The sequence below is a fragment of the Phycisphaeraceae bacterium genome, assembly GCA_040222855.1.
GTDB lineage: Bacteria > Planctomycetota > Phycisphaerae > Phycisphaerales > Phycisphaeraceae > Mucisphaera.
Genome location: JAVKCD010000011.1, coordinates 1 through 734, shown reverse-complemented (window position 1 = coordinate 734; position 734 = coordinate 1). Strand labels below are relative to the sequence as shown.

Sequence of the window (734 nt, the reverse complement as noted above, 5' to 3'; positions counted from 1 at the left end):
GGATTGGTTGGACTTCTTCGCCATGCCTGATGCTCCACCGCGAACCGCGCGACTATTCCGCAACGGCCGCAATCAAGCTGTTCGATTACCGAAGGAGATGGATATGGGTGATACCGAAGAGGTGCTCATCTACCGGGTGGGCTCTCGGCTGGTCATCGAGCCGAAGCGCCCCAGCTGGAGCGCATTGATGGATACGCCGGATGTGGGTGACGACTTCCTGTCCGAGCGCCCAGCGATCGGTATTGAGCCTGATCCAACGGGACGATGATGCGCTACATGCTGGACACCGACACCAGCAGTTACATCATCCGTAAGGCGCCGGTGTCGGTGGTGCAACGGCTGGAACGGACGGCTTCCTCGGGCCACGAGATCGTCGTTTCGGTCATCACCTATGCCGAACTCATGCAAGGCGTAGTCGCCCAGGGCAGAGAGCCTGAACGCGTGCAGCGACTTCAGGCGTTTCTCGCGCCGCTGCATGCCGTACTGCCATGGGATCGTTACGCCGCCGACGCGTGGGCGCAGGTCTACACCGCACTCAAAGAGGCCGGGACTCCTATCGGGTCGCAGGACACGATGATCGCTGCACACGCGCTTAGTGCTGGGGCGGTGGTGGTGACGAACAACGTGAAGCATTTCTGCCGCGTAGAGGGCCTGCGCGTAGAGAACTGGGTCGATCCTGTTTCTTGACGCCGGTAAGCCCTAAGCCCTCAACCTACACTCCATTCCGGATACCC

At 60.8% G+C, this 734-nt stretch carries 2 protein-coding genes; both read left to right on the top strand.

The window, feature by feature from the left end:
• A partial coding sequence (gene vapB / locus RIG82_03430) for a type II toxin-antitoxin system VapB family antitoxin (protein ID MEQ9459991.1) occupies positions 1 to 268 on the top strand: 268 nt, incomplete at its 5' end.
• Positions 265 to 687: a type II toxin-antitoxin system VapC family toxin gene (locus tag RIG82_03425; protein ID MEQ9459990.1), complete on the top strand. Its 423-nt coding sequence runs from the start codon at positions 265 to 267 to the stop codon at positions 685 to 687. The genes vapB and RIG82_03425, both read left to right, overlap by 4 nt.
• The last annotated feature ends 47 nt before the right edge of the window (positions 688 to 734 follow it).